The sequence below is a fragment of the Halorubrum sp. Ea1 genome, from assembly GCF_002252965.1.
Taxonomy (GTDB): domain Archaea; phylum Halobacteriota; class Halobacteria; order Halobacteriales; family Haloferacaceae; genus Halorubrum.
Map to the genome: position 1 here is coordinate 1 of NZ_NHPG01000037.1, position 23,287 is coordinate 23,287.

29 protein-coding genes and 1 tRNA gene are annotated in these 23,287 nt (G+C 69.9%); 15 read left to right on the forward strand and 15 right to left on the reverse strand.

Features of this window, described 5'->3' with window-relative positions; genetic code table 11:
* Positions 1-741, forward strand: a 741-nt coding sequence (locus DJ73_RS05185) for a helix-hairpin-helix domain-containing protein (protein WP_254921593.1), incomplete at its 5' end; no start/stop codon positions are given.
* Positions 738-1,328 carry a KEOPS complex subunit Cgi121 gene (gene cgi121 / locus DJ73_RS05190; RefSeq protein WP_094557445.1) on the forward strand — a complete coding sequence of 197 codons (591 nt, stop codon included), beginning with the start codon at positions 738-740 and terminating at the stop codon, positions 1,326-1,328. The genes DJ73_RS05185 and cgi121, both read left to right, overlap by 4 nt.
* Before the next feature lie 187 nt (positions 1,329-1,515).
* Here the strand turns inward: cgi121 and DJ73_RS05195 are convergent.
* Positions 1,516-1,588, reverse strand: a tRNA-Gln gene (locus DJ73_RS05195).
* 171 nt (positions 1,589-1,759) lie between these two features.
* Here DJ73_RS05195 and DJ73_RS05200 point away from each other — a divergent pair.
* Together DJ73_RS05200 and DJ73_RS05205 are read left to right on the forward strand one after the other, a co-directional pair.
* The gene (locus tag DJ73_RS05200; RefSeq protein ID WP_094523252.1) at positions 1,760-2,368 is read left to right on the forward strand and encodes an IMP cyclohydrolase; all 609 of its coding nucleotides are present in this window, start codon (positions 1,760-1,762) and stop codon (positions 2,366-2,368) included.
* Between the two features lie 91 nt (positions 2,369-2,459).
* The gene (locus DJ73_RS05205; RefSeq protein ID WP_094557446.1) at positions 2,460-4,628 is read left to right on the forward strand and encodes a S9 family peptidase; all 2,169 of its coding nucleotides are present in this window, start codon (positions 2,460-2,462) and stop codon (positions 4,626-4,628) included.
* Positions 4,629-4,632: 4 nt separating this feature from the next.
* Here the strand turns inward: DJ73_RS05205 and DJ73_RS05210 are convergent, their stop codons facing one another.
* The 4 genes from DJ73_RS05210 to DJ73_RS05225 all read right to left on the reverse strand — a co-directional run bounded on the left by DJ73_RS05210 (position 4,633) and on the right by DJ73_RS05225 (position 6,410).
* Complete coding sequence (locus tag DJ73_RS05210) at positions 4,633-5,010, reverse strand: helix-turn-helix domain-containing protein (RefSeq protein ID WP_094523249.1); 378 nt, start codon at positions 5,008-5,010, stop codon at positions 4,633-4,635.
* Between the two features lie 70 nt (positions 5,011-5,080).
* On the reverse strand, positions 5,081-5,338 hold the full coding sequence (locus DJ73_RS05215) for a hypothetical protein (protein WP_094523247.1): 258 nt from the start codon (positions 5,336-5,338) through the stop codon (positions 5,081-5,083).
* 52 nt (positions 5,339-5,390) lie between these two features.
* On the reverse strand, positions 5,391-6,077 hold the full coding sequence (locus tag DJ73_RS05220) for a DUF5828 family protein (protein WP_094523245.1): 687 nt from the start codon (positions 6,075-6,077) through the stop codon (positions 5,391-5,393).
* A gap of 99 nt (positions 6,078-6,176) precedes the next feature.
* Positions 6,177-6,410 carry a hypothetical protein gene (locus tag DJ73_RS05225; RefSeq protein WP_094523243.1) on the reverse strand — a complete coding sequence of 78 codons (234 nt, stop codon included), beginning with the start codon at positions 6,408-6,410 and terminating at the stop codon, positions 6,177-6,179.
* A gap of 146 nt (positions 6,411-6,556) precedes the next feature.
* Between DJ73_RS05225 and DJ73_RS05230 the strand changes: the two genes are divergently transcribed.
* The 3 genes from DJ73_RS05230 to DJ73_RS05240 are packed head-to-tail and all read left to right on the forward strand — an operon-like array spanning position 6,557 to position 8,200.
* Positions 6,557-6,937 (forward strand): cupin domain-containing protein, encoded by a 381-nt coding sequence (locus DJ73_RS05230; RefSeq protein ID WP_094527572.1) that lies wholly within the window; start codon positions 6,557-6,559, stop codon positions 6,935-6,937.
* Positions 6,930-7,556, forward strand: a complete 627-nt coding sequence (locus tag DJ73_RS05235) for a hypothetical protein (protein WP_094527571.1) — start codon at positions 6,930-6,932, stop codon at positions 7,554-7,556. The genes DJ73_RS05230 and DJ73_RS05235 overlap by 8 nt, the downstream gene beginning before the upstream one ends.
* 5 nt (positions 7,557-7,561) lie before the next feature.
* Positions 7,562-8,200 carry a DUF6517 family protein gene (locus DJ73_RS05240; RefSeq protein ID WP_094557461.1) on the forward strand — a complete coding sequence of 213 codons (639 nt, stop codon included), beginning with the start codon at positions 7,562-7,564 and terminating at the stop codon, positions 8,198-8,200.
* A 74-nt stretch (positions 8,201-8,274) separates the two neighbouring features.
* Here the strand turns inward: DJ73_RS05240 and DJ73_RS05245 are convergent, their stop codons facing one another.
* The 4 genes from DJ73_RS05245 to DJ73_RS05260 all read right to left on the reverse strand — a co-directional run bounded on the left by DJ73_RS05245 (position 8,275) and on the right by DJ73_RS05260 (position 11,914).
* The gene (locus DJ73_RS05245; RefSeq protein WP_094523235.1) at positions 8,275-10,164 is read right to left on the reverse strand and encodes a carbon starvation protein A; all 1,890 of its coding nucleotides are present in this window, start codon (positions 10,162-10,164) and stop codon (positions 8,275-8,277) included.
* Between the two features lie 162 nt (positions 10,165-10,326).
* A complete protein-coding gene (locus DJ73_RS05250) occupies positions 10,327-11,304 on the reverse strand; it encodes a TRC40/GET3/ArsA family transport-energizing ATPase (protein WP_094557447.1) in 978 nt (325 codons plus the stop codon).
* Positions 11,304-11,600 (reverse strand): hypothetical protein, encoded by a 297-nt coding sequence (locus DJ73_RS05255; protein ID WP_094523231.1) that lies wholly within the window; start codon positions 11,598-11,600, stop codon positions 11,304-11,306. The genes DJ73_RS05250 and DJ73_RS05255 overlap by 1 nt, the downstream gene beginning before the upstream one ends.
* 98 nt (positions 11,601-11,698) lie before the next feature.
* Positions 11,699-11,914 carry a hypothetical protein gene (locus DJ73_RS05260; RefSeq protein ID WP_094557448.1) on the reverse strand — a complete coding sequence of 72 codons (216 nt, stop codon included), beginning with the start codon at positions 11,912-11,914 and terminating at the stop codon, positions 11,699-11,701.
* 130 nt (positions 11,915-12,044) lie between these two features.
* Here DJ73_RS05260 and DJ73_RS05265 point away from each other — a divergent pair, with 130 nt between their 5' ends.
* Positions 12,045-13,307 (forward strand): GTP-binding protein, encoded by a 1,263-nt coding sequence (locus DJ73_RS05265; RefSeq protein ID WP_094557449.1) that lies wholly within the window; start codon positions 12,045-12,047, stop codon positions 13,305-13,307.
* 35 nt (positions 13,308-13,342) lie between these two features.
* Here DJ73_RS05265 and DJ73_RS05270 read toward each other — a convergent pair whose 3' ends face one another.
* The gene (locus DJ73_RS05270) at positions 13,343-13,582 is read right to left on the reverse strand and encodes a hypothetical protein (protein ID WP_094557450.1); all 240 of its coding nucleotides are present in this window, start codon (positions 13,580-13,582) and stop codon (positions 13,343-13,345) included.
* 171 nt (positions 13,583-13,753) lie between these two features.
* On the opposite strand from DJ73_RS05270, the gene DJ73_RS05275 reads away from it, so the two are divergent.
* Both DJ73_RS05275 and DJ73_RS05280 read left to right on the forward strand, forming a co-directional pair.
* Positions 13,754-14,017 (forward strand): hypothetical protein, encoded by a 264-nt coding sequence (locus DJ73_RS05275; protein WP_094557451.1) that lies wholly within the window; start codon positions 13,754-13,756, stop codon positions 14,015-14,017.
* A gap of 116 nt (positions 14,018-14,133) precedes the next feature.
* Positions 14,134-14,472 carry a hypothetical protein gene (locus tag DJ73_RS05280; RefSeq protein ID WP_094522878.1) on the forward strand — a complete coding sequence of 113 codons (339 nt, stop codon included), beginning with the start codon at positions 14,134-14,136 and terminating at the stop codon, positions 14,470-14,472.
* Between the two features lies 1 nt (position 14,473).
* On the opposite strand, the gene DJ73_RS20170 is transcribed toward DJ73_RS05280, so the two are convergent.
* Both DJ73_RS20170 and DJ73_RS05295 read right to left on the reverse strand, forming a co-directional pair.
* On the reverse strand, positions 14,474-14,644 hold the full coding sequence (locus DJ73_RS20170; RefSeq protein WP_176451078.1) for a hypothetical protein: 171 nt from the start codon (positions 14,642-14,644) through the stop codon (positions 14,474-14,476).
* Positions 14,645-14,943: 299 nt separating this feature from the next.
* Positions 14,944-15,270: a hypothetical protein gene (locus tag DJ73_RS05295; RefSeq protein ID WP_094527563.1), complete on the reverse strand. Its 327-nt coding sequence runs from the start codon at positions 15,268-15,270 to the stop codon at positions 14,944-14,946.
* A 59-nt stretch (positions 15,271-15,329) separates the two neighbouring features.
* Here DJ73_RS05295 and DJ73_RS05300 point away from each other — a divergent pair, with 59 nt between their 5' ends.
* From DJ73_RS05300 to thrC, 4 genes are all read left to right on the forward strand, one after another.
* A complete protein-coding gene (locus DJ73_RS05300) occupies positions 15,330-15,545 on the forward strand; it encodes a hypothetical protein (protein WP_094527562.1) in 216 nt (71 codons plus the stop codon).
* Positions 15,546-15,626: 81 nt separating this feature from the next.
* Positions 15,627-16,301 (forward strand): uracil phosphoribosyltransferase, encoded by a 675-nt coding sequence (gene upp / locus DJ73_RS05305; RefSeq protein WP_094557454.1) that lies wholly within the window; start codon positions 15,627-15,629, stop codon positions 16,299-16,301.
* Between the two features lie 87 nt (positions 16,302-16,388).
* Entirely contained in the window at positions 16,389-16,604 is a 216-nt protein-coding gene (locus DJ73_RS05310; RefSeq protein ID WP_094527560.1) for a hypothetical protein, read from the forward strand.
* A gap of 148 nt (positions 16,605-16,752) precedes the next feature.
* Entirely contained in the window at positions 16,753-18,036 is a 1,284-nt protein-coding gene (gene thrC, locus DJ73_RS05315; protein WP_094527559.1) for a threonine synthase, read from the forward strand.
* Positions 18,037-18,096: 60 nt separating this feature from the next.
* Here thrC and DJ73_RS05320 read toward each other — a convergent pair whose 3' ends face one another.
* Together DJ73_RS05320 and serA are read right to left on the reverse strand one after the other, a co-directional pair.
* Positions 18,097-19,128, reverse strand: a complete 1,032-nt coding sequence (locus DJ73_RS05320; RefSeq protein ID WP_094557455.1) for a hypothetical protein — start codon at positions 19,126-19,128, stop codon at positions 18,097-18,099.
* Positions 19,129-19,386: 258 nt separating this feature from the next.
* Positions 19,387-20,991, reverse strand: a complete 1,605-nt coding sequence (gene serA, locus DJ73_RS05325; protein WP_094557456.1) for a phosphoglycerate dehydrogenase — start codon at positions 20,989-20,991, stop codon at positions 19,387-19,389.
* A gap of 214 nt (positions 20,992-21,205) precedes the next feature.
* Here serA and DJ73_RS05330 point away from each other — a divergent pair, with 214 nt between their 5' ends.
* The gene (locus DJ73_RS05330) at positions 21,206-22,543 is read left to right on the forward strand and encodes a hemolysin family protein (RefSeq protein ID WP_094557457.1); all 1,338 of its coding nucleotides are present in this window, start codon (positions 21,206-21,208) and stop codon (positions 22,541-22,543) included.
* 22 nt (positions 22,544-22,565) lie between these two features.
* Here the strand turns inward: DJ73_RS05330 and thpR are convergent, their stop codons facing one another.
* Positions 22,566-23,159: an RNA 2',3'-cyclic phosphodiesterase gene (thpR, locus tag DJ73_RS05335; protein WP_094557458.1), complete on the reverse strand. Its 594-nt coding sequence runs from the start codon at positions 23,157-23,159 to the stop codon at positions 22,566-22,568.
* Positions 23,160-23,287: the final 128 nt, after the last annotated feature.

The window sequence follows — 23,287 nt, forward strand, 5'->3', positions numbered from 1 at the left end:
GCCGCGGGCGACTCGGCCGACGGCGACGCCGACCCCGCCGCTCCCCAGGTCACCCCGCTCGGCCTCTACCACCTCGTCAGCCGCACGCCCGACATGTACGAGCTCTACCTGAAGTCGGGGGACAGAGAGACGTACACCGAGCTCTGCTACGAGCGCGAGGGCGAGTTCCTCGGCGACGTGCCCTCCGAGTACGAGGACGTGCGCTTCGAGGACTGGCTCGCGTCGCTGAAGACGGCCCGGCTCCTCGAGGACTGGGCGAACGAGGTCGACGAGGACCGCATCACGGAGCGGTACGGCGTCGGCCCGGGAGACATCCGCGGGAAGGTCGACACCGCCGAGTGGCTGCTGCGCGCGGCCGAGACCCTCGCGCGCGACGTAGAGGACGTCGACGGCGATGTCGTCGTCGCGGTCCGCGAGGCCCGCAAGCGGATCGAGTACGGCGTCCGCGAGGAGCTGCTCGACTTAGCTGGGGTCCGGAACGTCGGCCGGAAGCGCGCCCGCCGGCTGTACGAGGCCGGCGTCGAGACGCGCGCCGACCTCCGCGAGGCCGACAAGGCGGTCGTGCTCGGCGCGCTCCGCGGCCGCGAGCGCACCGCCGAGCGCATCCTCGAACACGCGGGGCGCGAGGACCCGTCGATGGACGACGTGCGCCCGGACAAGTCGGCCTCGGCGGCGGCGACCGCGGGCTCCGCGAGCGACGGGGACGGCGACGGGCAGGCGAGCCTGGGTGATTTCGAGTGAGCGACGGGACGGAAACGACCCCTGATACCGGGTCCGACGACGGCCGCCCCGACCCGTCGACCCCGCCGCACCGCCTCGTCCGCGGAACGGTCGCCATCGACGGCCTCGACGCCTTCCTCGCGCGCCTCGACGGAATCGCCGACGAGACCGGCGCGGTCGTGCAGGCGTTCGACGCCGACCTCGTCGTCTCCGACGCTCACCTCCGCGCCGCGGTCCGCCTCGCCGCCCGTGCGATCGCCCGCGGCGAGGCCGTCGCTCGCGACCCGGGCGTCGAGATCATGCTGTACGCGGCCGGCCGTCGACAGATCGACCGCGCGCTGGCGCTGGGCGTCTCCGAGGGCGAACAGCGCGCGGTCGTGCTGGTCGCCGACTTCGGCGGCGTCGACGGCGCGGACCGACCCGCCGCGGACCTCGACGCGGCCGAGCGAGCGGTCGAGCGGCTGACGGCTCCCCCCGCCGCCGCCGAGTTCGATCGGGAACGAGTGACGGAGTTTTACGGCGTCTCCGACAGCGAACTCGCGGCGACCGCCGGCGACCTGGCCGACGTCGTCCGCGAACGGGTGGCGCTGCTCGACGTCGAGAAGTGACCGGGAACGCGGGTGACCGATTCCCATACCCCTTCGCTTCCACTGGAAACCGCGGTACGTAGGAAGTGTTCGAGTCCAGACGAAGCGAGCGGTCGAGCGGAACGAGGCGATCCACGCGAAACGGACCCCCGCAGACGAAGCGGAGGGGGACGCCGCGTTTGGATCGAGGACGGGCGAACCGCGAGAATAGTCCATCCTGGATTCGAACCAGGGTCGTTGCCCCCAGAAGGCAACAGGATTGGCCACTACCCCAATGGACTGTGCGCAACCATCGATAGCCTGTGCGTGTTTGTAAGCGTTGCGCGTCGCCGGCCCTCTGTCACGCGTTCACAGGCGGTGGGAGAGCCGGGTGCCTCCTCCGCGACCGGAATCTGATCGAAGAACGTGCGCATATCGATGCGTTTTACTCGTCCGAATGGCCACGAAGCTGTATGTACGTCGGACGATTCGTCGTCGTCGCCCCCGGAATCGGCGCCTACCGCGTCTCCTCGCGCTCGTTCCCGAACCGGCGCGTGCTCGACCGCGGCGGGACCCTCACGGTCGGACCGACGCCGGACGCCTCCGAGACCGACAATCCGTACGTCTCGTACAACTGCGCGCGGGCGGTCCGGACCCCGACCGACGAGCCGCTCGCGGTCGTCGGGAACGGCTCGCACGTCGACCCGATCGCGGAGAAGCTCGAACTGGGGTACCCGGCGCGCGACGCGCTGGCGACGCCGCTGCTCGCGCTCGACTTCGAGAAGGACGACTACGACACGCCGCGGATCGCCGGCGTCGTCGGGAGCGAGACGGCGACGGTCGGCGTCGTCCGCCGCGACGCGCTGCTCGTCGAGGCCGTCGACGAGCCGACGATCGTCGCCACCTACGAGACCGACAGCCCGGAGCCGTACGCCCTCGCGGCGGCGAACGACGAGCGTCCGGACGCGGGCGCGGCCGCGAGCGAGGTCCTCGGCGCCGACTTCGAGCACCCGGTGTGCGCCGCGGGCGCGACCGTCGACGACGACGGCGTGACGCTCGCGCTCGACAACGGCGACGCGTAGCGGGCCGCCCGAGGCGGGGCGTCCGCGACGTCCCGGCCGACCCCTTTTCCGGCTCCCGACGCCTTTTGACCGCGGCGGCCGACCCGCCTCCATGGAGCGCGTCACCGCGGCCGATTATCACGACATCGCCACGCCCGCCGACCCGCGGATCTCGCCCGACGGGGACCGGGTCGCCTTCCTGCGACGCCAGCCGACCGACGACGAGACCGTCGAGTCGACGGTGTTCCTCGTCGACGTCGCGGGCGGCGACCCCCGCAGGCTCACCCTGGCCGAGGGCTCCGACGCGGAGCCGCGCTGGAGCCCGTCCGGCGACCGGATCGCGTTCACGTCGACGCGGGGGGCGGACGACGACACCCAGCAGCTGTGGGTCCTCCCGGTCGACGGCGGCGAGGCCCGCCGGGTCACCGACGTCGTCGGCGGCGTCTCGGAGATCGCGTGGTCGCCGGACGGGGACCGGATCGCCTTCGTCCAGTCGGTGACCGCCGAGGACCGCGAGGAAGGCCGGGACCTGTCGGTGCCGGAGGAGTACGAGCCGGACGACCACCCCGACCCGCGCGTGATCGACCGCACCGTCTACCGCTCCGGACAGCGCTTCTTCGACGGGCGGCGGTCGGGCGTGTACGTCGTCGACGCGGACGCGGACGTCGACGGCGCGACCGCGGCGGACCCCGCCGAGGGCGTCGAGCGGGTGACCGACCGCGACGCCGACTTCGCCGCGCCCGACTGGGGGGACGCCGACACGCTCTACTTCGCCGAGGAGGTCGGCGACGACCCGGACGACTCCGCGGAGATCGCGATCCGCGCGCACGACTTCGAGACGGGCGACACCGAGCGCGTCCACACGACCACCGGCTGGGGCGCCGCGATCGCGGCGACCGCGGACGGGCGAGTGGCCTTCACCCACGCCGAGCCGGAGCAGGTGTCGATGCAGCCGGTCGACCTCCGCGTCGTCGACCGCGAGACGGGCGACGTGACCGAGCTCACGGACGGGATCGACCGCGGGCTCGGCTACGAGGCCGCGCCGCAGTGGGGTCCCGACGACGCGACGCTGTACTTCGCGACCCCCGACGAGGGGAAGACGGCGCTGTGGCACGTCCCGGCCGACGGGAGCGCGGCCCCCGAGCGCCTCCTCCGGCCGGGGACCGTCTCCGGCGCGACCGTCGGCGGCGACGACGGCGCCGGCCCCGGCGAGGTGACCGTCGCGGTCGCCGCCAGCGAGTGGGACCACCCGGGCGACGTCTTCGCGCACGACGCGTGGGGCGGCGAGACGACGCGGCTCACGGAGCTGAACGCCGACTACCTCGCCGATCGCGCGATCGGCGAGCCCGAGGAGATACGGTTCGAGTCGGAGGGGACGGAGATCCAGGGGTGGGTGATGACGCCGCCGGAGTTCGACTCGGACGGCGAGGCGGTCGACGGGGCGGACGGCGAGACGGACGAGGAGTACCCCCTCGCGGTCGAGATCCACGGCGGCCCCCACGCGATGTGGTCGACCGCGGGGACGATGTGGCACGAGTTCCAGACGCTCGCGGCCCGCGGCTACGTCGTCTTCTGGTCGAACCCGCGCGGGTCGACCGGCTACGGCGAGGCGTTCATGCAGGCGATCGAGCGCGACTGGGGCGACGCGACCCTCTCCGACGTGATGGCCGGCGTGGAGACGGTCGCGGAGCGCCCGTCCGTCGACGAGACGAACGCCTTCGTCACCGGCGGCTCCTTCGGCGGGTTCATGACCGCGTGGACGGTGGGGCAGACCGACTACTTCCGCGCGGCCGTCTCCCAGCGCGGCGTGTACGACCTCACCGGCTTCTACGGCTCGACCGACGGCGCGTACAAGCTGCTCGAGGGCGACTTCGACACGGTCCCGTCCGAGGAGCCCGGCTGGCTGTGGGAGCAGTCGCCGACGGGCCACGCCGACGCGGTCGACACGCCCACGCTGTTGATCCACAGCGAGGACGACACGCGGACGCCGATCTGCACGGCGGAGCTCTACCACCGGATCCTCCGGAAGAACGGCGTCGACACGCGGTTCGTGCGGTACCCGCGCGAGGGACACGAGCTCTCCCGCTCCGGGGAACCCGGGCACGTCGTCGACCGCATCGAGCGGATCGCTCGCTGGTTCGACGGCTACTCCGAGCACCACGACGCGCCGCGGGCGCTCGATCGTCCCGACGAGGAGGGGCTGAGCGCGGCGGACAACGGCGAGGCGGAGGGCGACGGAGACGAGGCCGACGAGACGGGCGGCGAGGCCGGCGAAGCGTAGCGCCTCACGACGAGCCGTCGGGATCGAACGACTCGATCGCCGCGTGGACGCCCTCGACCCACTCGTCGAGCGCCTCGTGCAGCCGCTCTTTCGCCTCCGGGACCGGGACCGCGGTGTACTGGTAGACGTAGCCGCCGGAGTCGAGCAGCCGGCGGCGGCGCTCGACGAGCCCCTTGTCCCGCAGCGTCGACAGCGAACGGTTCACGTTCGACCGGTCCCGGTCGAGGGCCTCGGCGAGCTCGGCGACGGTGCTCCCCGGGTGATCGAGCAGGGTCAGGTACGTGCGGCTCTCGTGGTCTCGAATGCCGAACACGCAGGAGAGCACGTGCTCGAACGAGGGGGAGACGTCGCCGACGAGGTCCTCGATCTCGGGGTCGCTCATGGGCGTCGTTCGGCTGCGGTCGGGTTAAAAGTCGTCATCGGCGGACCGCGGCCGAGGGTCGGCGCCCGACTCAGTCGCCGTCGACGCCGGCGTCGGCGCTGGCGTACCCCATCCGGTCGATACAGCCGCGCATCTCGTCCTCCTCCGCGTGGCGGTGAAGGTTGGTCGGCGTGTCGCAGTGATACGTCTCCCCGTCGTACCGGAGCACGACCTCGTGGCGCCCGCCGGCGACCTCGACATCGACGAGGATCCGACGGCCGTCGTTGAGGGCGTCGATGATCTCGTCGGCCGACAGCTCGCCGGCCTCGATCCGGAGTACCTCGCTCATACGCGCTCTTCGCGCGTCGTCGAATTAAAACCGTCCGTGCCGCGCTCGCGAGTCACGTCATCGTCGAGTCCGGACCGCCCTCCGTCTCCGGGGGCTCGACGCCCTCGGCGGCGGCGACGTCGTCCGTGCGCTTTTCCGTCTCGACGTGCCAGCGGTCGATCTCGGACTCGTACTCGTCGAGGATCTCGCTCACTTCGGCCTTCAGCTCGTCGTCGTTGACGTTCACCTCGAACTCGAACGTCTCGCCGTCCTCGCCGCGGCCGACCTCCTGGATGTTGGCGCTGACGAGCTCGTTGTCGAAGTAGTACGGTGCCATCTGCGTCATCACTTTCCGGTACACCGTGTCCTCCACCTTCCGGAGCGCCTTGCGGCTCGCCGAGTCGGCCGCGCGGGCGACGTGGCCGATCGATTCGCCCCAGCTCTCCATCGCGCTCTCGGTGTCGTTCTCCTCGACCTTCTCGTAGGACTCGGTGAGCTTCTCGCCGGCCGTCTGGAGGTCTTCACCCGGCGTCTGGCCGGCCTGTTCGCCCTCGCCCTCGGCGACGGACGCCTGCTCGGCGGTCTTCGCCGACACGTCCTCGTCGATGCGCTCGTGGGACTTCGGGCGCCAGTCGTCGAACTCGTAGAACGCGTCGCCGTCGGCGCCCGTCTCGCGGAGCGCCAATGCGATTCGCTCGCCGTGTTCGACCACGTCGCCCCAGTCCCCGCGCATCTTGAAGCCGGAGATGCTCTCTTCCATCGCGTGGACCCCCCTACGAAACGAACGCGTATAAGTCTCTCCGACCTGACGCGAGCCCGCGCAGGTCAGCTACGGCTCCGCGGTCGGCGCTCTCTCGGCCTATTTGCCGTACGAGAACCGACGGCCGAGCGCGTCGACGCGGTCTTTGAGGTCGCTGAGGACCCCCGCGGGCGACACCCGGCGGATCGAGGACTCGTCGACCTCGATTCGCTCGCCGGCGAACGGGTCGTGCTCGACGCGGTCCTCCGGGTCCTTGTCGCCGTTCACCGCGCCCACGACGGTCGACATCGAGCACCGGCCGCACGCTTCTGCGTTGATCTCCTCGTCGGACATGGTACTATCTACTGCATGATCGTGTTCGACGGTGTTAAAACCCGTTGTCGGCGCCGCTGTCGCGTTTTCACGCCGCACGGTCGGACTCTCGAACCGACCGACGCCGGCCCGACGAGCTTTTCAATCGGTCCGTGGAATGAGATCACATGGGATACCGCGTCGTCGACACGGAGACCGTGGAGCCGAAGCCAGACCGCCCCTGCGAGTGCCGGAAGCTCTCCGAGCCGGGCGGGCTCGACGCCGCGGCGATCAACCGCTTCCGAGCCGAGCCGGGCGAACAGCTCCCGCTCGCGTACCACTACCACGAGACCCAACAGGAGGCGTTCTACGTCCTCGACGGGACGCTCTCGGTCGAGACCCCGGAGCGGATCTACGAGGTGCCCGCGGACGACCTGTTCGTCGTCGACCCGGAGAGCCCGCAGCGCGCGTACAACCCGGCCGACGCCGACGGCCCCGTGACCGTGCTCGCGATCGGCGCGCCGCCCGCCGACGGCGACGCGGTCGCGTACGATCCCGCCGATGAGTGACGCCGCCGACGGCGGCGACCGCCGCGACTCCGAGGAGCTGCCGGCCGAGATCCGCGAGGAGGTCCCGGACTACGACGACGAGTACCTCGACCGCGTCTCAGACCGACTGATGTACAGCTACGACCTCGATCGGGACGTGGTCGTCCACGGCGAGCGCTTCGAGTTCGCGGGGGAGATGCGGATGCGCAACCAGAAGCAGTTCTTCCACCCGGCGCTGAGCTACGGGGACCACGACATCATGGAGCACCTGTTCGCGCGCCGGGTGACGAGCCCGACGGTCGGGGAACTGGAGCGGCTCGTCGAGGTCGGCCACCGCGTCGCCGACGAGCGGATCACGCCGAACGAGGAGCATTACGGCACCGACGTCACCTTCGTCCTCGTCGCCGATCGGATCCCCGACGAGGTCGCCGCGTTCGTCGCCGACTTCCGGGACCGCACCCTGCTGAAGTTCGGCTACTACGGGCACTACGAGGTGAACCTGATCGTGGTCGCGCCGGACGAAGAGCGGATCGTCGACAGCGAGGCCGCGGACGTCACCGGCGCGTTCCGTCTGTGGGAACCCGTCGAGGAGCCGGACGAGGGGTTCCTCTCCCGCTTCGCGAAGCGATTCTGGCGGTGACCGCGATGCGCCCGAGTCGCACCGCGCGCCCTCGGCGCGCGTTCCTCACCGCGGTGACCGGCGCCGCGGCGACGACCGCCGGGTGCGCGCTGCTGCCCGAGGAACAGGAGCCGATCGAGGCGAGCGCCGGCCGGCCGGCGTCGCTCCCGGACGCCGCGGTCTCCGAGCGGGGATACGAGGAGACCCTCTCGACGGAGACGACGGTGACCGTCTCGATCACGGTCGATCTGTCCGGCGACGTCCAGATATCGAACACCCGCGAGGTGATCGCCACGGTGTTCCGCCGGGGGTACGCCGCCGAAGACGGCCGACGCTTCGGGGTCGTCACCGCGCCGGCCGTGGCGGTGATCGAGCAACCCGAAGTCGTCCGAGACCCGGTCGCCGCGGTGTCGGCCGCGCGGGCGGTGGAGCTGGCGACCGGCGCGAGCGTCTCGTCGGTCTCCGACTGGCGGAGCGCCTCGACGCGGACGGTCCTCGGGACCGAGGCGGAGAGCGAGACGGCGACCGCGACCGCCGACGACGCGGACGTCGACCTGGAGCGCGCTCGGGTCCGGGCCGACGGCGACGCCGTCACGGCGATCGCGGTCGCGCCCGCCGGCGTCGAGAGCGACCCGCCGTTCGGCGAGGTCACGCGCGACGCCTGAGTCGGTGCGGGAAGACGCGCCGCTGGCCGGATGTGGAATAAAAAGAATCGGACTTCGAAGCCGCGGGAGACGGCTCAGTCGTCGCTCGGTTCGACGGCGGCGCCGGAGGTCCCGCCGCGGGCCGACTGGATGTTCTCGTAGCCGATCTTCACCAGTGAGAGGGCGAGGTAGATGAGGACCAGCGCCAGCACCATCTGGACGACCGACGACGCGATGGAGCTGAAGCCCTCGGCTCCGCCCTGGATGAGGTTCTGGTACAGGTTGCTGTAGAACGCCAGCCAGGCGAGCCCCATGACGGTGATCGTCGTCATGATCGCCATCGGGACGCCCGTCGAGACGAGCTGTTTGGAGTCGTCCCAGTTGGCCAGCCAGACGGTGGCGGTCAACAGCGCGAGCGCCGCGAGAAGCTGGTTCGCGCCGCCGAACAGCGCCCACAGCGTCAGCCACTCGCCGGAGATGACCATCAGGTACGCCGGGACGGCCTGGACCAGCGGATTGGTGTAGCGGCCGCGAGCGAGGCTCCCGAGGGCCGCCCACGGGCCGTCGGTGAGGTTCTCGAAGCCGGACGCGGTGTCCCCGGTGGGGACCCCGACGATTTCCTCCATCATGTAGCGGCCGAGGCGGACGGCGGTGTCGGTCGACGTGAGCAGGAAGCTCACGAGCACCAGCGCCATGAACGGCGCCCCGAACGACTGGGGCAGCCCGAAGCTGGTGAGGATGATGCCGCCGCCGGTCGCGAAGTTCGGCAGCGCCGCGCCGATCCCGCCCGCGGGGTCGGCGAACCCGGCGACCGCGAGCGTCGACAGCGCGACCGCGGCGAGCAGTCCCTCACCGAGCATGCCGCCGTAACCGATCAGCCGAGCGTCGGTCTCCTTGTCGAGTTGTTTGGCCGTCGTCCCAGAGGAGACCAGCGAGTGGAATCCGCTGATCGTCCCGCAGGCGATGGTGATGAACAGGAGCGGGAACAGCGGCGCGAGGCCGGCTCCCTCGACGCCCCAGAAGCCGTTGAACGCGCCCATCGAGTCGGCGATGACGAGCGGCTGCGCGGACGTGCCGAGCAGCGTGCCGACGATGATCGCCAGCAGCGCCCCTCCGACGCCGGTGTACAGGAGGAACGACGAGAGGTAGTCACGCGGCTGGAGCAGCGTCCACACCGGGAGCGCGCTCGCGATCCCGGCGTACAGCATGATGACCGGGACCCACGCCGCCCGGTTCGGGTTCATCGCGACGGCCGACGACCCGGGGATCCACTGCCCGCTCCCGAGTCCGAGCGCGTCCGCGAGAACGAGCGTTCCGGCGGGGTACGACGCGTCGCCGACCGCCGGGAACAGCGCGAACGGGAACTCGATGCCGAGCCAGACGCCGCCGAAGACGGCGGCGACGAACAGGACGGTCCCCGGCACGAACGGGCCGTTCAGCTGGTACAGGTAGACCCCGAACACCAGCGCGAGCGCGATGTACACGAAGCTCGCGGTCGTCACCTGCGGGAACGCGTCGAAGACGATGGCCACCACCAGGGCGAACACCGCCACGACGAGGATGATCGTCAGGAACGCGAACCACAGTAGCATGTCCTTCCCGCGCTCGCCCACGTACTGGCCGATGATGTAGCCGATCGACTTCCCCTCGTGTCGCAGCGAACTCGACAGCGCGACGAAGTCGTGGACCGACCCCATCAGCGGGTTGCCGACGGCGATCCACAGCAGCGCGGGGACCCATCCCCACACGGCGCCGGCCGTGATCGGGCCGACGATCGGCGCGCCGCCGGCGATGCTCGAGAAGTGATGCCCCAGTAACACCGGCTTCTTCGACGGTACATACTCCTGTCCGTCCTCGTATTTGTGCGCCGGCGTCTCCGTTTCGGCGTCGAGTTCGACGAACTGGGAGAGGTACCGCGAATACCCCATGTATCCGATGGTGAATGTGCTCAGCACAGCGACCGTGATCCAAATTACACTTGTCATAAGTTCCCCTGCCTCATGAGCGCGGTTTGGAAACAGCGTAATAAGTATTAGCTTCAACCGTGATAGTTACCCGATTCGATTGAAGAAAGCAGGAACACAGGCGGGTCAAACCGGTTCCTTTCACCTCATCTATAGTTTATTCCACGCCGTCGACACCGGTTCTTACTCGCGCGCGCTCACGGGATCCCCCGTCTCGACGTCGAGCGCGGCCGCGACCTCCGAGAGCACGTCGCCGCGGACCTCGCTGGTTCGCGACTCGATCTCGGCGACCAGCGGCGGGTCGAACTCCTCGCGGACCTGATTGAGCCGCTCGCGCTCGGTCGCGACTTTGTCGCGCAGGTAGGTGGCTCCGCGCCCCTCCTCGTCCTCGTCCGGCGACGGGGTGAGCTTGTTCGCGACGAGGCCGCGGACGCGCAGGTCACGCTCGGTGAACCCCTCGATGGCACGGTCCGTCTCGTTGACCGACAGCTGGTCGGGGTTCAACACGAGGAAGAAGGCGGCGTCGTTCCGCATCGTGTCGCCCGCGAACTCGAAGAACTCCTTGCGGCGCTGGAGCCGCTCTAAGACCGGGTCGCCGTCCATCAGGCGCCGCGGCTCGGCGTCGCCGATCGCGGCCTTCTCGAACAGGTCGATCGACTGCTTGCGCTTGTACAGCAGGCGGTCGATCCAGTCGCCGAGGAACTCCGGGAGCCCGAGCAGCCGCAGCGTCGACCCGGTCGGCGCGGTGTCGAAGACGACGCGGTCGTACGGCTCGCTCTCCTCGCGCATCACGCCCACGAACGCGTCGAAGAGGGCGGCCTCGTACGCCCCCGGCGTCCCGTGTGACATCTCCAGCTGGCGGTTGATCTCGGAGACCATCGCCGCCGACACCTGCTCGGAGAGCCCCTCGCGGATCTCCTGGAGGTGTCGCTGCATCTCGTCTTCGGGGTCGATCTCCATCGCGTCGAGCCCGTCGACGCCGTCGACCGGCTCGGGGTCGTCGCTGAACCGCTGGCCGAACACGTCGGACACCGAGTGCGCGGGGTCGGTCGAGACGACGAGCGTCCGCAGCTCCGCGTTCGCACAGCGGTACGCGTACGCGCAGGAGACGGTGGTCTTACCGACGCCGCCCTTGCCGCCGAAGAAGACGAACTGCTCCATCAGAAGTGGTACTGCTGGCCCTTCCGTTCCATCAGGCTCTCGCGGTCCCACAGCCGGCGCTCCCACGCCTCGAACTCGTCTTCGAGGTACGGGAGCAGCTCGGCGGTGTAGTACGAGACCGGCGAGGGGATGCCGAACGCGTCCGGGAAGCACGCGAGCATGAACTCGTCTTCCGTGTCCTCGGCCTCCTTCTCGATCTTCTCGTAGGCCGCGTGGGTGACCATCCCGTGGTAGAGGCCGCGGAGCCACTCCTCGAGCGCGGCTCGGAAGGTCTCGATCCGGTCTGCGACTGTCATTATCGGTCGTGACGGTCGGGGTATGTTAAAAGCTGTCGCGGTCACGCGCCGGCCGATCGGGAGCGGGTCGCGGTCGATCGCTCGTCGACGGCGGCCGATCAGGCCGAGTTGCCGTCGGCGGTCAGTTCGGCCTGCGGCTCGTCGGACTCTGCCGCCTCCTCGCCGTCGTCGAGCTCCGGCTGTTCGTCCACGTCCGGAGACGGCGAGTGCGCTTCCCCACCGAGCGCGCCCCAGACGAGGTACAGCACCGCGGCGACCATCAGGACGGTCACCGCGATCGCCGCGATCCCCGCCGCCGACACGTACTGGAACATGGTCGGCGGTGTGCGGGCGCGACGTATCAACGTATCGGCTTTCGGCGAGCGCGGGGCGTCCTCCCGCCCCGGCGAGCGCCCCCGGTTCCGCCGCCGCGACGTTGAAGGGGACGCACGCCGACCGACGCCCATGGACGACGACCGGATCCCGGTGACCGTGCTCTCGGGGAGCCTCGGAGCGGGGAAGACGACGCTGTTGAACCACCTGTTGCGGAACGCCGGCGAGCGCGACATCGCGGTGCTGGTCAACGACATGGGCGACGTCAACGTCGACGCCGAGCTGATCGCCGAGGAGTCCGAAGTCGACGTGGAGGGCGTCACGGAGCTGTCGAACGGCTGCATCTGCTGCGAGCTCCAAGACGACCTGGAGACCGCCGTCGTGCGGCTCGCGAACGAGCGCTCCTTCGACAACCTGGTCGTCGAGTCGTCGGGTATCTCCGAGCCCGCGCCGGTCGCGCGCCTGTTCACGACCGAGTCGCGCGCGGCCGCCCGCTACCGGGTCGACGCGCTGGTGACCGTGATCGACACGCGGCGGTTCCTCGACGCCTTCGCCGGCGACGACGTGCCCGAGCGGCGCGTCGCGGCGGACGACGACGAGGCGGACAGACCGCTCTCGGACCTCCTCGTCGAGCAGGTCGAGGTGTCGAACCTCGTCGTGTGTAACAAGGCCGACCTCTGTACGGACGCGGAGATGGACGAGGCGATCGAGCTCGTGGGCGCGCTGCAGCCGGGCGCGGAGACGGTCGTCGCGGAGTTCTCCGCGGTCGACCCCGACCGGATCCTCGACGTCGGGCTGTTCGACGCGGGCGAACTCGGCGACCTGCCCGGGTGGAAGCGAGCGCTGGCGGAGGGCGACGGGCACGACGACCACGGCGGTCACGACCACGCCGGTCACGACGCCGAGGGCCGCGAGGGGGGCCACCGCCACCCGGACGAGGTGTACGGCGTCACTTCGTTCACCTATCGCCGCCGGCGACCGTTCCACCCCGACCGGATCGCCGCCGTCCTCCGCGGTCTCCCTCCAGACGTCGTCCGCTCGAAGGGGACGCTGTGGGTCGCGGGCACGGACCAGCGCCAGCAGGTCGGTCAGGCCGGCGCGTCGGTGCGGGTCACGGCGCTCGGCCCGTGGATCGCGAGCCTCCCGGCCGTCGAGCGCGACATGCTGCGCTCGAACCGGCCCGAACTGGACTGGGACGACGAGCACGGCGACCGCCTGACGGAGTACGTCGTCATCGGCACGGGCATCGACGAGGCGGCGATCCGCGAGCGCCTCGACGACGCGCTCGTCACCGACGAGGAGTGGGCGGCCGCCGAGGAGGGGGAGGGCGAACTCGGCGGGGACGACCCGTTCCCGACGGAACAGGGCGAGGAGCTAGCGCTCCGGGAGCCCTGAGACGGGGTCGAGACGCCGGGTCGACATCGGCGAACTCAGCAGGCGCAGCCGCTCCCGCTCGCGCGCTCGAACCGCATCGAGTCGCCGCAGTCGGGACACGCCGGGGTGCCGTCGGCGTCGCGGTCGAGCCCCTCCGCGTCGACCTCGACGTCCCGGACCCGCACGCCGCAGTCGTCGCACCAGAACGAGCCCTTGGAGCCGTCGTCGCCGGCGGTCTCTGGCGCGCGCTGCGTCGATCCCTCCAGCATCTCCGTCACCGTGGTAAAAATCCCCATATTCGTTTGTACGAGTTCTCCCATCTTACTCTCCCGGTGCTGTGCGAATCGGACGCACAGCCGAGACGCCGATCGGACACCTCCTCGCCTGCGTGTCCGACGGCGACCCGATACAGGTTCTCCGAGAGCCGTCGGACCCGATTCGGGTCGCCACGGATAGGTCGGGTGGTCGTGACCCGGAGCGTCGCGTCGGACGTCGCGACGTTCGCCAAACGGGACTCGCTGAGGCTCGCGAGGTCGATCGCCGAGAGCCGTGAGAAGAGTATCGCTGCGACGCCGTCGACTCGCCGGACAGTGTCGCTCATTTGGGTGGATGCGATGATCGAAAAATCGACTACGTCAGCTATCGGGCGGTCCGGTTCGGGGACCCACCTCGGCCGCCACGTCGCGAACGACGGCAGAGACGACCGGGAGAGGGTGCAAGCGAGCTGGTGACTGTCCTGTCTGACGCCGCAGAGGGCCACAGTCCGCCCCCGTCTCGGAGATGACGTTCATGCTGTCTTACTGATGTCTCACGAGAGACTATACGTATTCCCGACATATGTTGTGGTATGTCAGACACGGCCGGATCCGAGAACGTCCTCTTGCGTCCGCGGGTAGACCAACTGCTCGATATCGTGTCCAAGCGCCGTCGACGCGTGATCCTTCTGCTGTTGAAACGGGAAGCTATCGAGACGACGGACGACGTGATGCTTCGGGGATCCAGCGAGTCGGACGCGTCCGAAGTTCGGCTCACGCACGACCATCTGCCGCGGTTGGAAGATGCGGGATACATCGACTGGGACCGGAATACCGGCGAGATATCGAAAGGCCCTCGCTTCGACGAAATCGAGCCACTTCTCGAACTGATCGAGAATCACGCCGACGAACTACCACCCGGCTGGCCGTGAATCAGTCACCCTCGCTGCACAGGGTCTCCGGGTCCGGCGCGTCGGTGCTAACAGGTTCTCGAGCGTCCCCGTCGAGCACGTCAACGAGAACCCGCCCGTCGCTCGTGACGGTTACGTCGTGCTTCGGAAGTTCGAACGTCAGCGTCCACGTTGCCGCCTCGTTTGCTGCCAAGAGCTCGATCGCATCGGGCTCCACGTATTCGTAGAGGTGAAATCCAGCTCGGCGGGCTCGACGCCTTCCGCGTCAGCGACCGACTCGACAATCTTCGAAGCGAGAACGTCTCCCATATAGACATGTTCCGGAGATGTTCATAAATATTTATCCTCTATATGTCGATGAGACGCTCCGGGGCAGAGACGATTTCGGAACCGACCAACGAGACACGCTGCACGCGCGTTCCGTATTCGTCCCGCCGTTCTTGACGGAGACGGTATTCTTCGACGAGGCCTCGATGCCGGCCTCGGAGCGGATCAGAGCAGCGGGACGGTGAGCGCGACGAGCAGGACGCCGAACGCGGCCCCGCCGTACAGGAGCCGTTCGACCCGCGGGCCGGGCGGGAGCGGGCCGGCGTCGAGCGGCGGGGCGCAGCGGACGAGTTGGTGGTACGCGGCCGCGGCGGCGACCGCGAACGCGAGCGTCGAGGCCGCCAGCGACGTCGCCAGCGTGAGGCCGTACGAGAGGCCGTAGATCGGACCGAACGAGAGCGCGAACGCGAACGCGAGCCCGGCGGTGACGAGGAACGGGACGGGGTCCACCCGGTCACCGTGGCGATTGTGAACGTGTACCTCCGTGTCCATGGGATGCGTACGGGTCCCACGGACAAAGAGCTAAGTGCCGGTCTCCCGGGATGTTTGCCATGAGCGAGGAGGAGAAGGGAATCCGCGAGGGGATAGAGGAGTCGGAGGGCGACCCGCGGCTGATCCTCCTGTTGAACGCGGTCCTGTCCGGTGGGTTCGCGTGGACCGTCCTCTGGGGACTCGACAGGGCCGGGATGGCGACGCTCACCGCGGCGAACGTCGGGCTTCTCGCGCTGGTCATCTTCGCCGCGACGTACCTCGTGGTGATGCGGTGAGTCCGAGGCGCCGGCGGCCCCGGACGGCGCGCTCGCGGCGGGTCGCCACGTTTTAAGCCGAACGCGACCCCTCTCCCGACAATGACGATCGAAGACCGCGACGACGCGTACCTCATCACGCACGCGCTGGCGAAGGACACCCTCTCGCGGCTCCGAGACGCCGAGACGGAGCAGGTCGCGTTCCGGAAGGGGCTCGTGAAGCTCGGCCGCATCTGCGGCTACGAGATCATCGACGGGGCGATGGCGACGGAGTACGTCCCGGTGACGACGCCGCTACAAGAGACCACCGGCGAGCGCGTGAAGGGGCTCGACGACGTGGTGATCATCAACGTCCTCCGGGCCGCGACCCCGTTCGTCGAGGGGCTCCTGAAGGCGTTCCCCCGCGCGAAACAGGGCGTCATCTCCGCCGGCCGCGACGAGGAGGCGGGGATGACGGACGGGGAGTTCCCGATCACCATCGACTACGTGAAGCTGCCCGAGATCGGTCCCGACGACACCGTTATCGTCGCCGACCCGATGCTCGCGACCGGCTCGACGATGTGCGCGGTGCTCGATCACGTCCTCGGGGACGCCGACGAGTTCGAGGACCTGTTCGTCCTCTCGGCGGTCTCCGCGCCGGACGGGCTCGTCCGCGTGAGCGAGCAGGTGCCCGAGGCGAAGCTGCTGACCGTCGCCATCGACGACTACCTCGACGACGACGGGTTCATCGTCCCCGGGCTCGGCGACGCGGGCGACCGCGCGTTCCGGACGGTCTGACCCGAGCGACGACGGCCGGCGCCCTCGCGGCCGTCCGCTCAGGCGCCGCCGACGTACTTTTAAGAGCCGTCCCCGCGACCGATCGGTATGAGCGACGCGCCGACGACCGAGCCGTGCGACGCCTGCGGCGAGCCGACGACCGACGCGCTCGCGCGGACCGTCCGGCTGAGCGTCGACCGGGCGAACATCGACACGCAGCGGCTCTGCCCCGACTGCTTCGCCGACTGGATCCAGCGCTATCAGGACCGGCTCGGGTCCGGTCCCGACGAGTCGGACGAGAGCTCCGAGATCATCGTCGACTGAGCCGCGCGACCGCCCGCGAGCGGGCCGTCGCCGTGGGGCCGCGCGACGGGAACGGGCCGTCGCCGAACCGGTTCGCCTCGGAGAGAGCGGACGGCAACGTCCGTCCCGACCGCCCGTCTTAAGCCGCGGCGGCACGCACCACGACGTAATGGATCTCGCCATCGACGCCCCGACCCCGGCGGCGCCCGACTGCGCCGCCGACGGGACGTGGCTCGCCTGCATCGAGTGCGACGAGACGTTCGCCCCCTTCGAGGACGTCCGGTACACTTGCGACGAGTGCGACGGCCTGCTGGAGGTCCGCTACGCCGACCCGCCGACGTTCGACGAGTTCGGCTCGGGCGCGTCGACCGACGGCCCCGACCGCGGCGTCTGGCGCTACCGCGAGGCGCTCCCCTTCGACCTGGGCGTCACGCTTCCCGAGGGCGGCACCCCGCTCCACCGCGTCCCGCGGATCGAGGAGGCGGTGGGGGTCGACGCGCTCCGGATCAAACACGAGGGGATGAACCCCACCGGCTCGTTCAAGGACCGCGGGATGACCGTCGGCGTCCGCGTCGCGAAGGAGCTCGGCGTCGGCGCGCTCGCGTGCGCCTCCACCGGCAACACTTCGGCCGCGCTCGCCGCCTACGGCGGGCGCGGCGACATGCAGACGCTCGTGCTCCTCCCAGCTGGGAAGGTCGCCGCGGGGAAGGTCGCGCAGGCGAGCCTCCACGGCGCCCGCATCCTGGAGGTCGACGGCAACTTCGACGCCTGTCTCGACATCGTGCAGGAGCTGGCCGCGCGCGGCGAGGCGTACCTGCTCAACTCCCTGAACCCGTTCCGCCTGGAGGGCCAGAAGACGATCGGCTTCGAGATCTTAGAGGAGTTCTACGCCGATTACGGGTCGTTCCCGGACCGGATCGTCCTCCCCGTCGGCAACGCGGGAAACACCTCCGCGCTGTACAAGGGATTCCGCGAGCTCGTTCAGGCCGGCGCGCTCGACGTCGACGAGGTCCCGAAGCTCACCGGCGTGCAGGCCGAGGGCGCCGCGCCGATGGTCGAGGCGATCGAGGAGGGGAACGACGAGATCCGCCGGTGGGAGGAGGTCGAGACGCGCGCGACCGCCATCCGCATCGGCAACCCGGTCAACGCGCCGAAGGCGATCCCGGGGATCCGCAACACCGGCGGCACCGCCGTCGCGGTGAGCGACAACGAGATCACCGCCGCGCAGCGCCACCTCGCCGCCGAGGGCGTCGGGGTCGAGCCCGCCTCCGCGGCGAGCCTCGCCGGGCTGAAGAAGCTCCGGCGCTCCGGCGTCGTCGACGACGACGAGCGCGTGGTCTGCCTGACGACCGGGCACCTCCTGAAGGACCCCGAGGCCGCGTACGAGGCCGGCGGCGACCCCGAGCCCGTCCCGAACGACGTGGACGCGGTGCTCGATCACCTGCACGCCTGAACCGCCGCGCTCCCCCACGGTGACGATCGGCCGCGGAACGGGCCGCGTCGCGGCCGCCGATCAGCCCAACTCGACCGTCTCGACGTAGTCGAGATAGGACTCGAGCCCTTGATTCTCCGTGTAGTGGACCGTCTGGGAGCCGGCGTCGTACCGGACGATCCCGACCTCTCGTAGCTTCGGCAGGTGGGTGTGTCGGAGCTCGGTCCGGACCTTCTCTCGCGGAGCCGAGTCCCGGACCGGCAGCGCCCGCTCGATGTCGCGGACGTCCTCGACGAGCTCGTCGAGCGGGATCTGGTCTTCCGACCGGTTCTTCAGGTAGTACAGCAGCGTCCGCCGGCGCGGGGACGACAGCAGGTCTAAGAGGGTGTCGAAGGAGTGCCGCATCGGCACCGTCTCGGGGCGGTCGGGATCCGTCTTCGCTCGCCCGCCCGGCGGCGGCGTCGTCGAATCGAACGACGGCGCGGGAGCCGCTTCCTCGCGCTCCGTCGGGATCCAGCCGACTTCCGGCGTGTACTCGAGCACCGCGTCGTACAGCGGGCGAAGGGTCGTCACCGTCTCGGCGTCGAGCTCTCTCGGGTCGACGTGGTGGTGGGCGATCACGTCGCGTGTATCACAGAGGTCGTTAAGCGAGGTGATCAGACTGACCACCCGATCGGCGTCGTAGGCGGCGAACAACGTTGTCAGCGAGTGGAAACACATGACCGTCGCCTCGTCGGTGTCCCGCCAGGCGCCGATCTGCTCGGCGATAGCGATACCGATATCGTGTAGGTCCGCGTGTTCGGGAAAGCGCCGTACGGACATCGACTCCGATTCGGACGCCGCCCCCGACTCGCCCTCAGTCTCCCCCCGCCTCCCGTCGAAGATCGTCGTCCGGGCCGGGAACTCCTCGCCCGACTCGCGCCGCCAGATCGAGAGCCGGTCGGAGGGGGACGCCGAGAGCGTCACGCTCAGTACGTTGGTCTCGTCGGGTGGCTCCCGAGTCAACAGATCGACACAGGCGCGATTGTCCGGAGAGTCGTCTGACGGAGCGAGGAGGAGGATCGACGACGATTCGGTGAGGTGTTCATTGAGCGATTGATACGACTCTGTCACTGCCCTCCTGTCACCAACTGATTGGAATAAGCTTGTCGCTGATTCGGTAGTTTTGGTATCGCGACTGGTACGCTCGGGGACACATTGACCCATCGCGAGGCCGGAATTCGGTACTTCAGCCGTCTGCAGTCGGCGAACAGCGGTCCGGATCCGCTTCGCGCGCTCGTTGCGCGGCGTGACTTCTCGGGGGTCGCGGTCGCGCCGCGCGACTCTTCGGTAACTGCGACGGCGCCGCCCTACCGAGCCGCTACCGGGCCGTCACTCGGCCTGTCGCTCGTCGGCGTCGTCCAGCGTGATCTCGGTGACTTCGACGATCCGGTCGTCGTCGAGCAGCGTCTCGATCACGGGTCCGGGAACGTCGTGGTCGAGGTTGTAGACGGTGAGCGCCTCGCCGCCCAGCGTCTCGCGGGCGTTGTACATCCCGGCGATGTTGACGTCGTGGTCGCCGAGGACGGTGCCGATGAGGCCGATGACGCCGGGCTCGTCAGTGTTGCGCGCGACCAGCATGTGGCCGTACGGGACCGCGTCGACGCGGAAGCCGTCGATCCGGACGATCCGCGGGTCATCGCCGGCGAACAGGGTGCCCTCGACCGCGATGGAGTCGTCCCCGTTGTAGACGGTGACGCGCACGAGGCTCTGGAAGTCCTCCGTCTGGCGGGTCTTCGACTCGGTCACGTCGATGCCGCGCTCCTCGGCGAGGCGCGGCGCGTTCACCGCGTTCACCTGCCACTCCAGCGGCTCGAACACGCCCTTCAGCGCGCTCGCGGTGACGAGCTCGACGTCCTCCTCGGCGATGTCGCCCTCGTAGGTCGCCTCAACGCTCGTGATGCGACCGTCGAGCAGTTGGGCGGCGACCTTGCCGGCGGTCTCGGCGACGTCGATGTACGGCTTGATCCGCGGGAAGGCCGTCTCGTCGACGGAGGGCGCGTTGAGCGCGGTGAGTACCGGCTCGTCGTCGAACGCCGCGAGGACGGCCTCCGCGGTGTCGACGGCGACGTTCTCCTGGGCCGCCTCGGTCGAGGCGCCGAGGTGCGGCGTGACGACGATCTCCTCGACGTCGAGCAGCGGCGAGTCCTGCGACAGCGGCTCCTCGGCGAATGAGTCGAGCGCGGCGCCCGCGAGGACGCCGTCGTCGACCGCCTCGGCGAGCGCGTCCTCGTCGACGATCCCGCCGCGGGCGCAGTTGATGAGGTAGCCGCCCTCGAGCTGGGCCAGCTCGTCCTCGCCGATCATCCCCTCGGTCTCGGGGAGGAGCGGGGTGTGAACCGTCGCGAAGTCGCCGCGCGCGAGCGCCTCGTGGAGGTCCTTGACGAGCTCGGCGCCCAGCCGGTCGGCGCGCTCCTCGGAGATGTACGGGTCGTAGACGACCAGGTCCATCCCAAGCGAGTCGAGCCGCTTGGCGACCTCTTGGCCGACGCGACCGAGCCCGACGATGGTGAGCGTCTTGTTGTTCACCTCGGTGCCGAGGAACTCGCCTTTGGCCCACTCGCCGCCGAGGAGGCGGCCGTGCGCCTGCGGGATCGAGCGCGCGACGGCGAACGTCATCGCGACGGTGTGCTCGGCCGCGGCCCGGACGTTCCCGTCGGGCGCGTTGGCGACGATAACCCCGTGGTCCGTGGCGGCCTCGATGTCGATGTTGTCGACCCCGATCCCGGCGCGACCGACGATGACGAGCTCGGGGGCGGCCTCGAAGACGGTCTCGGTGACTTCGGTTCCCGAGCGGACGATGAGCGCGTTGGCGTCGCTCACGGCGTCGAGGAGGGCTTCCCCCTCGACGTCGTAGTCCGTTTCGACCTCGTGGCCGGCGTCTCGGAGTCGGTCCAACCCCGCGTCCGCGATGGGGTCGGTCACGAGTACCTTCATGTCCGTATCCACCGGCGGCGCGAGGTTAACGCTTTCCTCATCGCGCCGTTTTGCCGTCCGATATGATCCGCGATCGTGCGCATCTAACCCCCTCGTTTCCGGTGGAAAATCCTCGTTCGTGCCTACCCGATCGCGGTCGAGTGAACCGCCGCGGTCCCCGGTCGGACCGCGGGCGCGGCGGTACTGCCTTTTATATCCGGCCGCACGGGCACACATGGACATCACGATCGCGTTCGCCGGGGTGGCCGCGATCCTCGTGCTGACGGGGGTCAGCGCCTTCTTCTCCAGCTCGGAGCTGGCCGTATTCTCGGTGCCGACCCACCGGGTCGACTCGCTGCTGGCCGCCGACGTGCCCGGCGCGCGGGCGCTCTCGGCGCTTCGCGAGGACTCGCACCGCTTCCTCGTCACGGCCCTCGTGAGCAACAACGTCGCCAACATCGCGGCCGCCTCGGTCGCGACCGCGGTGTTCGTCCGGTTCGGCTTCTCCGGGGGGCAGGCCGCGACCGGGTCGACGCTCGTCACGAGCGTCTTCGTCATCGTCTTCGGCGAGATCGCGCCGAAGTCGTACGCGGTCGCGAACGCCGAGAAGCACGCGCTCCGCGTCTCCCGCCCCGTCGTCGCGATCCAACGGGTCATCCGGCCCGTGCTCTACGTCTTCGAGGCGCTCTCCGGCGTCGTCAACCGGTTCACCGGCGGCGAGCCCGACATCGAGTCGTACCTCACCCGCGAGGAGATCGAGACGCTCGTGCTCTCGGGGCAGGCGGCGGGCGCGATCGACCCCGAGGAGGGCGCGATGATACGCGGCGTCCTCGACCTGGAGTCGACGCGCGTCTCCGCGGTGATGGTCCCGCGCACGGACATGGTGGCGATCCCGGACACCGCGACCCCGGCCGACGCGCTCTCGACCGCCGGGCGCGAGGGCGTCACCCGGATGCCCGTCTACGGCGAGAACCGCGACGACGTGGTCGGGACCGTCGACGTGCGCGACGCCATCGGCGCCCACGAGCGGGGCGAGCCCCTCGCGAGCGCGCTCCGCGAGCCGACGTTCGTCCCCGAGACCCAGCCCGTCGACGAGCTGTTCGACGAGCTGCGGTCGACCGGCCGGCGGATGGCGATCGTCGTCGACGAGTTCGGCGCGGTCGTCGGGGTCGTCACGCTGGCGGACGTCGTCGAAGAGATCGTCGGCGAGCTCGTGGGCCGATGGGAGGTCGATCACGTCGACGTGGTCGCGCCCGACGCCGCGGTCGTCCGCGGGTGGACCACCGTCGCGCACCTCAACGAGACGCTCGGGGTAGACCTCCCGGTCGGCGGCGGCGTCGACACGGTCGCGGGGCTGATCACCCAGCGAATGGGCCGGGTCGCGGCCGAGGGCGACCGCGTCGTCCTCGGGGACGTGTCGCTCACCGTCACCGGGGCGACCCCGACGCGGGTGACGCGGGTCCGAGTCGAGCACCCGGGAGCGAGGGCGGCGGCGAACGGGGAGGGGGAGCTCAATGATGAGGGCGACGGCGGCTCCGAGGGCGACGCCGACGACCCGAGGAACGCGGAGTGACGGGGGCGTCGGGAGGCCCTCGTCAGAGTTCGAACGACGCGACGGTGTCGTACACGGGTCCGTCGCTCGTCAGCGTCGACTTCACGAGGCGGACCGCGTCGGCCTCGAACCGTCCGATCTCGGGGTCGCGCTCGCGGACGACCTCCCGAACCAGTTCCTTCCCGCGGGCGTCGTTCATCCGGGCGAGCGTGACGTGCGGGGTGAACGCGTGCTCCTCCGGGTCGACGCCGATCGCGGTCGTCTCCGCCTCCAGCGACTCGTGGAGCGCGGTCAGCGCCGCGCTCCCCGCGCCGACCCCCGCCCAGACGACCGAGACGTAGTCGAGGCTCGGGAAGACGCCGAACCCCTCGATCGCGCACTCGAAGGGACCGACGCCGGCGTCGGCGACCGCGCGCTCGCCGGCCGCGATCACGTCGTCGAGCGGCGGCACCTCTTCGTCCTCGGCGCTCCGGTCGGCGGCGTCCGCCTCGCCGATCTCGCCGAGGAACTTCAGCGTCACGTGCGCCCGGTCGGGGTCGACGAACCGTAGCCCGTCGGCGCCTTCGAACGCGGCCTGCGCGTCGGCGAGTGGCTCCGCGAGGTCGTCGGGAAGGTCGACGGCGAAGAAGGCTCGCATGATCGGAGTGGGATCGGTCGCGCTCGAACATAAATCGTCGACGACGCGGCGGGCGCCCGTCCCCCGCCGGCCGATCGATCGCGGGGAACCGGCCCCGTCGGAATCGCTCGCGGCCGATAACTCATCGC

Coding starts and splice junctions, on each gene's coding strand:
- DJ73_RS05200 (WP_094523252.1), top strand. CDS start 1,760: ATGTACGTCGGACGATTCGTCGTCGTCGCCCCCGGAATCGGCGCCTAC.
- DJ73_RS05205 (WP_094557446.1), top strand. CDS start 2,460: ATGGAGCGCGTCACCGCGGCCGATTATCACGACATCGCCACGCCCGCC.
- DJ73_RS05210 (WP_094523249.1), bottom strand. CDS start 5,010: ATGAGCGACCCCGAGATCGAGGACCTCGTCGGCGACGTCTCCCCCTCG.
- DJ73_RS05215 (WP_094523247.1), bottom strand. CDS start 5,338: ATGAGCGAGGTACTCCGGATCGAGGCCGGCGAGCTGTCGGCCGACGAG.
- DJ73_RS05220 (WP_094523245.1), bottom strand. CDS start 6,077: ATGGAAGAGAGCATCTCCGGCTTCAAGATGCGCGGGGACTGGGGCGAC.
- DJ73_RS05225 (WP_094523243.1), bottom strand. CDS start 6,410: ATGTCCGACGAGGAGATCAACGCAGAAGCGTGCGGCCGGTGCTCGATG.
- DJ73_RS05230 (WP_094527572.1), top strand. CDS start 6,557: ATGGGATACCGCGTCGTCGACACGGAGACCGTGGAGCCGAAGCCAGAC.
- DJ73_RS05235 (WP_094527571.1), top strand. CDS start 6,930: ATGAGTGACGCCGCCGACGGCGGCGACCGCCGCGACTCCGAGGAGCTG.
- DJ73_RS05240 (WP_094557461.1), top strand. CDS start 7,562: ATGCGCCCGAGTCGCACCGCGCGCCCTCGGCGCGCGTTCCTCACCGCG.
- DJ73_RS05245 (WP_094523235.1), bottom strand. CDS start 10,164: ATGACAAGTGTAATTTGGATCACGGTCGCTGTGCTGAGCACATTCACC.
- DJ73_RS05250 (WP_094557447.1), bottom strand. CDS start 11,304: ATGGAGCAGTTCGTCTTCTTCGGCGGCAAGGGCGGCGTCGGTAAGACC.
- DJ73_RS05255 (WP_094523231.1), bottom strand. CDS start 11,600: ATGACAGTCGCAGACCGGATCGAGACCTTCCGAGCCGCGCTCGAGGAG.
- DJ73_RS05260 (WP_094557448.1), bottom strand. CDS start 11,914: ATGTTCCAGTACGTGTCGGCGGCGGGGATCGCGGCGATCGCGGTGACC.
- DJ73_RS05265 (WP_094557449.1), top strand. CDS start 12,045: ATGGACGACGACCGGATCCCGGTGACCGTGCTCTCGGGGAGCCTCGGA.
- DJ73_RS05270 (WP_094557450.1), bottom strand. CDS start 13,582: ATGGGGATTTTTACCACGGTGACGGAGATGCTGGAGGGATCGACGCAG.
- DJ73_RS05280 (WP_094522878.1), top strand. CDS start 14,134: ATGTCAGACACGGCCGGATCCGAGAACGTCCTCTTGCGTCCGCGGGTA.
- DJ73_RS05295 (WP_094527563.1), bottom strand. CDS start 15,270: ATGGACACGGAGGTACACGTTCACAATCGCCACGGTGACCGGGTGGAC.
- DJ73_RS05300 (WP_094527562.1), top strand. CDS start 15,330: ATGAGCGAGGAGGAGAAGGGAATCCGCGAGGGGATAGAGGAGTCGGAG.
- upp (WP_094557454.1), top strand. CDS start 15,627: ATGACGATCGAAGACCGCGACGACGCGTACCTCATCACGCACGCGCTG.
- DJ73_RS05310 (WP_094527560.1), top strand. CDS start 16,389: ATGAGCGACGCGCCGACGACCGAGCCGTGCGACGCCTGCGGCGAGCCG.
- thrC (WP_094527559.1), top strand. CDS start 16,753: ATGGATCTCGCCATCGACGCCCCGACCCCGGCGGCGCCCGACTGCGCC.
- serA (WP_094557456.1), bottom strand. CDS start 20,991: ATGAAGGTACTCGTGACCGACCCCATCGCGGACGCGGGGTTGGACCGA.
- DJ73_RS05330 (WP_094557457.1), top strand. CDS start 21,206: ATGGACATCACGATCGCGTTCGCCGGGGTGGCCGCGATCCTCGTGCTG.
- thpR (WP_094557458.1), bottom strand. CDS start 23,159: ATGCGAGCCTTCTTCGCCGTCGACCTTCCCGACGACCTCGCGGAGCCA.